We start from the raw sequence: 267 nt of genomic DNA, 5'->3' as shown, positions 1-267 counted from the left end.
AAAAAAGGAGGCAAATATATGATAAAAAAACAAGGAATGCTAATGGCAGCGTGTTGTCTTTTCATCTTACAAGGATGCGGGAAGCTGGTCCCATCTAAAAAGGATGAGAGCTCTCCACCAAAACAACACGTAACAACAGAAAAACTCAATTATCAAGATCAAGACCGTTGGGAACTAGAATCGGGAGATGCACAATCGCCTATTAATATTGATACATCAAAAATCGTTCCGATGCAGGATGCAGGAGACATACAACTCGATTACAAT

1 pseudogene is annotated in these 267 nt (G+C 39.3%); it reads left to right on the top strand.

The annotated features are described in order from the left end of the window. Positions 1 to 18: 18 nt before the first annotated feature. Positions 19 to 267, top strand: a pseudogene (locus JDS99_RS31295) (hypothetical protein); the annotation flags it as partial.

It is taken from the genome of Bacillus cereus group sp. N6, assembly GCF_016483705.1.
Taxonomy (GTDB): domain Bacteria; phylum Bacillota; class Bacilli; order Bacillales; family Bacillaceae_G; genus Bacillus_A; species Bacillus_A wiedmannii.
Note: the sequence above shows the minus strand (reverse complement) of the source record. Positions and strands in the feature narration are given on the sequence as shown.